Source organism: Enterococcus sp. 3H8_DIV0648 (assembly GCF_002140655.1).
GTDB classification, from domain to species: domain Bacteria; phylum Bacillota; class Bacilli; order Lactobacillales; family Enterococcaceae; genus Enterococcus_A; species Enterococcus_A hulanensis.
In genome coordinates this window covers 13,992-21,175 of the sequence record NZ_NGLG01000002.1, presented here as the reverse complement: position 1 = coordinate 21,175, position 7,184 = coordinate 13,992, and the positions used below count along the sequence as shown (strand labels likewise).

Annotated in this window: 7 protein-coding genes; 1 reads left to right on the top strand and 6 read right to left on the bottom strand. The window is 40.1% G+C overall.

The window, feature by feature from the left end:
• Positions 1-490, top strand: a 490-nt coding sequence (locus A5875_RS16560) for an accessory gene regulator B family protein (protein ID WP_088935824.1), incomplete at its 5' end; no start/stop codon positions are given.
• A gap of 162 nt (positions 491-652) precedes the next feature.
• Here the strand turns inward: A5875_RS16560 and A5875_RS16555 are convergent.
• The 6 genes from A5875_RS16555 to A5875_RS16530 all read right to left on the bottom strand — a co-directional run bounded on the left by A5875_RS16555 (position 653) and on the right by A5875_RS16530 (position 6,902).
• Complete coding sequence (locus A5875_RS16555) at positions 653-1,351, bottom strand: alpha/beta hydrolase (protein WP_088934732.1); 699 nt, start codon at positions 1,349-1,351, stop codon at positions 653-655.
• Between the two features lie 132 nt (positions 1,352-1,483).
• On the bottom strand, positions 1,484-2,398 hold the full coding sequence (locus A5875_RS16550; protein ID WP_088934731.1) for a phosphate acyltransferase: 915 nt from the start codon (positions 2,396-2,398) through the stop codon (positions 1,484-1,486).
• A 16-nt stretch (positions 2,399-2,414) separates the two neighbouring features.
• Positions 2,415-3,476 (bottom strand): butyrate kinase, encoded by a 1,062-nt coding sequence (gene buk / locus A5875_RS16545; RefSeq protein ID WP_088934730.1) that lies wholly within the window; start codon positions 3,474-3,476, stop codon positions 2,415-2,417.
• Between the two features lie 23 nt (positions 3,477-3,499).
• Positions 3,500-4,717, bottom strand: a complete 1,218-nt coding sequence (locus A5875_RS16540; protein WP_088934729.1) for a LeuA family protein — start codon at positions 4,715-4,717, stop codon at positions 3,500-3,502.
• Positions 4,718-4,746: 29 nt separating this feature from the next.
• Positions 4,747-5,913, bottom strand: coding sequence for a hypothetical protein (locus A5875_RS16535; RefSeq protein WP_088934728.1), 1,167 nt, complete (start codon positions 5,911-5,913; stop codon positions 4,747-4,749).
• Between the two features lie 11 nt (positions 5,914-5,924).
• Positions 5,925-6,902: a C-terminal binding protein gene (locus A5875_RS16530; RefSeq protein ID WP_088934727.1), complete on the bottom strand. Its 978-nt coding sequence runs from the start codon at positions 6,900-6,902 to the stop codon at positions 5,925-5,927.
• Positions 6,903-7,184: the final 282 nt, after the last annotated feature.

Below are 7,184 nucleotides of genomic sequence, written 5' to 3'. Positions count from 1 at the left end.
AAGTATTCAGGTTTACTTTATTTCCTTTTTATTCGGTTTACTTTTTGAAACGTTCATTATGAATCTAGCCTATATTCTTTTGAGATGGCACGCAAATGGCTGGCATGCGAAGTCTTCCATTGCCTGTTCACTTTTTGGAATAGCTACGTTTGTGGGCATTCCTTACGTCCTCCAAGAAACGAATTTTACCCTATCGACTCCTTGGATGCTGATTCTATCTGTAATTATTCTGTTGTGCGTCTTTTTCTATGCGCCGGCCGATACAGAAAAGAACCCTTTAGTTAGCGTAAGTGAACGGAAAAGGAAGAAGTTATTCGCTTTAATCAGCGCGTTCTCAATTATTTGTGTATCCCTATTCCTTGTAGGCGCTCAAGTGGGTACTCTGCTAATCATTGGTTTACTGGTGGAAATCTTAATGATCCACCCATTATTTTATAAATTAAACAAAAGGAGCTATAAAAATTATGAAAACTATCAAATCCAACCCTAACTTTTTGCTGAGAAACATTTCGAAGATTCTTGTTATGCTCTCAACCATATTGCTAGGTGGACCTTGCATCTGTCTCTTATACACATCTAGATGTGTATATTTATCCAAAACGCCATAGTATTGAAAAAAAATGATTAATAAGAATTTCGAGCTGCTATCTAATCATTTATCCATATTCCCTTTGATCCACTGTAAGCAATAGCTAAAATGATCATGGATCGGATTAATAATATCTTGATGGGCCATTCTAGGTAAAATCAGCAGTTCAATATTGTTTTTAGCAGTCAAGTTTTCTTGGAAATAGCGGATAGTCGTTCCAACGTCCACTCTGACATCATCGGCTCCATGAATAATCAAACAAGAAGCTGCTTTCAATGGTAGATGATGACATGGCGAAGCTTTCACTAGCTCTGTGTCGCTCGCTTCTTCGCCAAAATATTCTTGAACCGCATCATCGCCCAAATGATGATCCCTAGTGTAAATTAAATCTGTGACTGGTGCTAACGCAATCACTCGATCTTGTTCTCCCGCGTTTAATAAAGCTAATTGACCACCGACAGAATGACCGATAAGAACATAATTATCGGTAGGAAATTCCTGCTTTATTTTTTCAACGGCACTGTTTACATCAAGTGATGGGGTTGGCCAAGGATTATTTTCTCCTCTTCGATATTCAATATTGCAAACCACATATCCCTTTTTCGTAAAATATGTTTGAATGTCCGCAACTGTTTCCAAAGTTTTATCGACGCGCCAGTATCCCCCATGGATCAACATAATCAAATCTGTTTGGGTCACTTCATTTGGTTTGGCAACATCGATAAAGCACTGCTCATTGTCTCGATAAAATATTCTTTCCATAGTGATTCTCCTTCTTTTTTAGATACATGTATTCTACTTTCATCATACTCATTATTGCAGCCTAATAGAATAGAAATAGCCTAGATTATAATCAAATACTTGAGAATAATCTAGACCATCGAACTTACTTATCTAATTTGGATCATTTTGCTTTTGAAAAAGCCAACAGGTAGCGGCAATTGAATTTACTTTGTTTTGCTGCGTATCTGTTCTTGAAGTCATGATGAAGGGTTCCTTTGTGCCTAGAATTACTGAAGCAGTTTGAAACTTCGCATAGAAATTTAAAGACTTGCTTAATGTATTCGCCTCTTGCAAAGATGAGCCGACTAAGATATCGGCAGCTCCAGCCACTGAACTGCGGATACCTTTGATTTCAGCCGCTTCTTTTGAGACCGCATTATCTAAAGACAGCGGTCCATCGATAATACAATCCTTAATTTGCCCGCGATTGTTCATTTGCACCAAGATCGCACCAGTTGTCGTATCGGGCATCTTTTCATTGATTGTTTCTACAGCACTTAATAATGCGACTTTGGGACAAATGATTCCAAAAGTTCGAGCCAGATGAACAGCATTCTCAATGATATCTTTTTTCACAGATAACGTTTGCTCAATGTTGATCGCGCAATCGGTTAAGAATTTCAGGTTATTCGAATGGTCTTGAAATATCGTTACCTGACTGATTCTTTTGATACGTTCAAAGCCTGATTCCTTATTCAGAACTGCGCCCATAAAATCAGAAGTATGAAGCAGTCCTTTCATTGGAATATCGGCTTGCTTGTTTTTCACCATTTGGACCGCTGCAGAAGCCGCTTTTTTATGATTCGTCTCATGAACGATCGTGAATTTTGCTGGTGACAGATGGTGCTTTACGATCAGCTCTTGAATCCGCTCCTTATCTCCGATCAAGACAAACTCTGCTATACCATCTTCAATCGCCTTATCTGCTAGCAGCACTTCCTCCTCATCTGCCATCGCAATTACAATTTTTACTTGAGTGGTCTTTCGAACGTGTGTATTCAATTCTTTAAAATTTGTAATTTGCATAATGCCTCCTATTTAATCAATAGTCCTTGATCTCGATCTCACCAAAATATGCCGGAATGCATACAGAGCTTAAGGCTTCAAGTTCATCAATATCAGGTTTTACATAGATTGGCGCCATCCACCAAACATGTTTCTTGATAAAATCAACAAAGTGTTTAGAATGTGCTAACCCGCCAGTAATTCCTATCGCATCCGGTCTGCCGCCCATTGCTCCAGCAGCAGCTCCGATGGCTTTGCTTACTTGAAAAGCCATTGCTTCAAATACCTCTAACGCTTTCGCATCTCCCTGCTTGATTCGTCGTTCGATTTCTTCCCCATTATTCGTTCCAAGATGGGCCATCAAGCCCCCTCCGCCGTTTAACATATAATCTAACTCTTCATTAGTATAGTTTCCAGATTGAATCAGCTTCTTCCAATCAGCTGCCGGAAGGGTCCCGCTGCGATCCATCCCAAAGGGCGCGTCCCCATCTAACCCATTGGTAATATCGATGACTTTTCCATTTTTATGAGTTCCGCAGGAGATTCCTGAACCGAGATGGGTAATGACAATAGAAAGCTCACGATAATCTTTTTCTAATTTTGACGCGATAAATCTGCCAAAAGCCTTATGACTTAACGCTTGGAAATAGCTGTGCCTTGTAATCTGAGGAAGTCCTGTATACCTTGCAATGGGGATCATCTCGTCCACACAAGGAGGGTCGGCAATCAGCGCCGTCTTTCCATTCTCCTGAGCAAATGCTAGTGCAATGGCACAGCCCAGGTTACAGACATGTTGACCAAACTCACCCGATTTTGCGTCAGTCACCATTGCTTCATTTATTTCGTAGACACCAGACTCTAGCGGTTTCACTGAAGGACCACGTGAAATGAACAAGTCCAACTCGCTTACAGACAGTTGATTGATTTTTAAAAATGAAAGAATGCTTGCCATTCGATAATCATATTGATCCCAAATTTTTTTAAACCCTTCAAGCTCTTCAGTTGAATGCCGAATCGTTTCTTTTAGAATAATTTTCTCATCTTCGCATAAAGCGATTTTGGTAGAGGTCCCTCCTAAATTCAAAATCAATGCTTTCATTTCACGTAACCCACTTTCTGTTCTTATTGAAATTCCTTAACCAATTCTCTAAATTCATCCTCATTTAGTGTGCGATGCAGCTCAATTCCTTTAGCCTTAACAGCCATCAGCAAGTCCATTTTCTTTTCCTCGTCTACGGAAAGCTCGTAACGTTCAAGCCAGACACGTAAATTGTCTTTTCCAGATTTTTTACCTAGGTCTAAAACAGGTTCACTGTTACCAACTAGATCCCAACGATAAGGCAGCATTACTAGTGGATCGGATTTTCGGGCATTTTCCCATAAGCTTGAAGGCATTCCTGTTTCCCAACCGAAGATGGCATCTCCTACTACTGGTGCGGTAGGATTGATTGGTTCTCTTGCAAGTCGTGCTACTGTATCGGATAAATCTTTCAGTTTAGATAAATCAAGTCCGGTATCTTGCCCATACAAAGCCTCCAATGAAAGAGCTACCTGTTCAAGCTGAGCCGAACCAGCCCGTTCACCAATCCCATTAACTGTTACGTGAACAGCCGATGCCCCTGCTGCTAATCCCGCTAATGAAGTCGCTGTCCCTAAACCAAAATCATCATGGAAATGACATTCAATCGGTGTTTCTGGGAAACGCTCGATCAATTGAGAGATTCTCAAGCGCGCGCCCTCAGGTGAAAGTGCACCAAAAGTATCCACTAATGCCAGTGAATCCATATGTCCGCCGCCATCAACGATCGCTTGTACCGTATCCATTAAAAAGTCCATACTTGCCCGCGAGCCATCCGCTGGGAAAAACAACACCTTCAAACCTAACTCATGCGCTTTTGCGGTTGCTTCAATCGCAGATTTGATCGCTTTTTCTGCTCCCCATTTAATTCCTTTAGCCAATAAGTGCTCACTTCCGGGAATCTCAGCAACTACGCCATCTACTCCACATTCCTTAGCTAATTCCATATCCTTCACCATATTTCGAACGAAGCAATAAATATCTGCTTTTAATCCTAAACTAGTGATCTCTTTAATCGCATCGGCATCTTCTTGAGTTACCGCAGGTGTCCCGGCTTCAATCCGATGAACCCCTACTGCATCTAATTTTTTTGCAATTTCAACTTTTTCATCCTTCGTCAAAACAATTCCCGGCTGCTGTTCACCATCACGAAGTGTAGTGTCTAAAAACTGGATGTTGTCTACAAACTTAAATTCCTTCGTTACTTTTTCATCATAATTTGAGGGACTTACCCACCATTTTCCTTCTTCTCTGAAACCCATTTATAAATCCTCCTTATATATTTATTTTTCTACTCAGGCAATTCAATTTCTGCTGCTATTCTGTTTTTTTGATACTTATACAATTGATACGGCAATAATACTAGAAACGGAATTTCAAACAGAGGAATATTGATTCTGCCAATAATCCCGTAGGCTGTAGTAACAATTTGCGGAATCCCAGCACGGCCGAAATAAAAGGCTAACACTGTAAGAATCCCAACAAGCAGTATCCGTCGAGCATTATAAGATGAGCCTTTCCAAACTTTGTGGACTAATAATTGATAGCGTTCAATCATTCCGTACAAGTACCCTGCACCAGTAGATAGAACCGCTAAGTAAGCGATTGCAGTATAAAGTAAACGAACACTGAAGCCGGCGCCAATAATGTGATTCAAACTCCACAAGGTCGGTAAATCCTCCCCCGCAACTTGAGGCATCCCCGCTGCAAAAATAATATTCATCGCAACCGTAGAAATAAGAACCATTAAGCTTCCGATAATCGCTGTTCCAAGTGAATGCTTTCTCGTCTTCACTTGTCCTTTAGAAGCTGGAATTACGGCATCGATAAAGGCCACCATGATGTTAATGTAAAGAATGATCTGTAAAAGCACCTGACTTATCGGCGCATTCATCGTTCGATTTGAGACATAATTACTCATTCCCTCCCAGGAAGCTGGCACGCCTCTTACTGCAATATAAGCAATCAATAAGATCAAGGCGATAGCTATAAAAGAAGCCGAGCGAAGAACAATTTTTTGTCCTGCAAGAATCAACACTGCCACTATCCCAAAAGAAAGCAGCCCCATCGCAACAAACGACACGTTGAAAAACTCAGATAATAAACGCCCGCCTGTAGCAAAGGTTAATGCTGAAATAGTGATACAAGCCAATATCGCTGAAAATTCTTTTACATTGGCAAAGAAGAAATTAAATCTTCCAAAAACACGATCATAAAAAGAACGAAAATCATACAGCTCAAACGTTCGACAGTATTCCAACACTAGATAACAAATAATTCCAGCAACCGTTGTGGTTACCAAAGGGCCAATAAAAACCCCCAGCCATGATTGTCCTACAAAGAAACTTACCAACTGAGCGCCGCCGGAAAATCCCGGACCAATATATATCCCAAACCAGACAGAAGCTAAACCAAATGAAACGAGCAAACTTTGAAAAGTACTTTCTTTTTTGTCCATTTTGCTTCTCCTTATAAGTTCAATGCCTTCTTGTTCAAAATATTCGCTGGATTCTCGCCATTTAATACATCGACCGCTGTTTGTGCCACCGAAGCAAATAATTCTTGATTAGCTTCAGCTGAATTATAAGCAATATGCGGCGTAAGAATAACATTCTCCATTCCTAAAAGCGGATGATCGACATCCTTCATCGGTTCCACTGATAAAGTATCCAAGCCAGCACCGCCAACTTTTCCAGCTTTAAGTGCCACCACTAAATCGTTTGTATCAATTAGTCCCCCACGTGCTGCGTTAATTAAGATAACACCGTCTTTCATCTTGTTAAATGCTGCTGCATTGATCATTCCTGCTGTTTCCTTTGTTTCTGGCAAGTGCAAAGAAATGATATCCGCAGTCGCATAAAGTGTTTCTAAATCAACTTGTTCTACTTGTTTTTCTTTAAAAACGTCCAGTGGAACATATGGATCGTAAGCTACTACGCTATACCCCAAACCTTGAAAATTTTTGGCTATTTGTCTGGAAATATTCCCAAAGCCAACTAACCCGACTGTTTGTGCTGATGGACGACGCATTTTTCTTCCTAGTTCTTGATTCCAAACACCTCGTGCGACTGCCTGATCAAAATGCTTCAATTGTCTTGATAAGGCAAGCGCTAAAGCCGTCGCATGAATGGCCACTTCAGAAATACAATAGGTGGTCACATTACAGATCCTAATCCCCATTTTATTCGCAGCATCCATATCAAACTCATTGACACCAATCCCATAGCGAATCATCACTTGACAGTTTGTTAATTGGCTAATACTTTTTTCCGTCATTTTTGTAGCAATGTTCAAAATCGCATCCGCATCACGATACTTTTCGACGACTTCATCTTCATCTTTACAAGTTCCCATGACAAATTCAAAATCAGCATTCTCAACAATTTTTCGCTCAATGGCATAATTGTAGCCACTAATTACTTGCGAATCTAACAGTACAACTTTCATAAAAAAGCCTCCTCCTTTTTGAGAAAAACGGTGAAAATATTCAATCGACTTTGCGCAAAGTTTTTATGAATGCGTTTTCAAAATCATCCTAAAACATTTTCCTAACTTTGTAAACAGTTTTTTAAAAGTTAAGAAATTCACTAACAATACAGCCTCCCCTTTCTAATTTTTCAATAACACAATAGCAAAAAAGAAATTGAAAAGATCAACATCTGTCTCTTATACACATCTAGATGTGTATAAGAGACCGTCATAGGGCGAAAGACTGATTTTTTGTCTAGT

What these genes read in the sequence shown, in the direction of transcription:
- A5875_RS16555 (WP_088934732.1), bottom strand. Translation starts at nt 1,351, where the DNA reads ATGGAAAGAATATTTTATCGAGACAATGAGCAGTGCTTTATCGATGTT.
- A5875_RS16550 (WP_088934731.1), bottom strand. Translation starts at nt 2,398, where the DNA reads ATGCAAATTACAAATTTTAAAGAATTGAATACACACGTTCGAAAGACC.
- buk (WP_088934730.1), bottom strand. Translation starts at nt 3,476, where the DNA reads ATGAAAGCATTGATTTTGAATTTAGGAGGGACCTCTACCAAAATCGCT.
- A5875_RS16540 (WP_088934729.1), bottom strand. Translation starts at nt 4,717, where the DNA reads ATGGGTTTCAGAGAAGAAGGAAAATGGTGGGTAAGTCCCTCAAATTAT.
- A5875_RS16535 (WP_088934728.1), bottom strand. Translation starts at nt 5,913, where the DNA reads ATGGACAAAAAAGAAAGTACTTTTCAAAGTTTGCTCGTTTCATTTGGT.
- A5875_RS16530 (WP_088934727.1), bottom strand. Translation starts at nt 6,902, where the DNA reads ATGAAAGTTGTACTGTTAGATTCGCAAGTAATTAGTGGCTACAATTAT.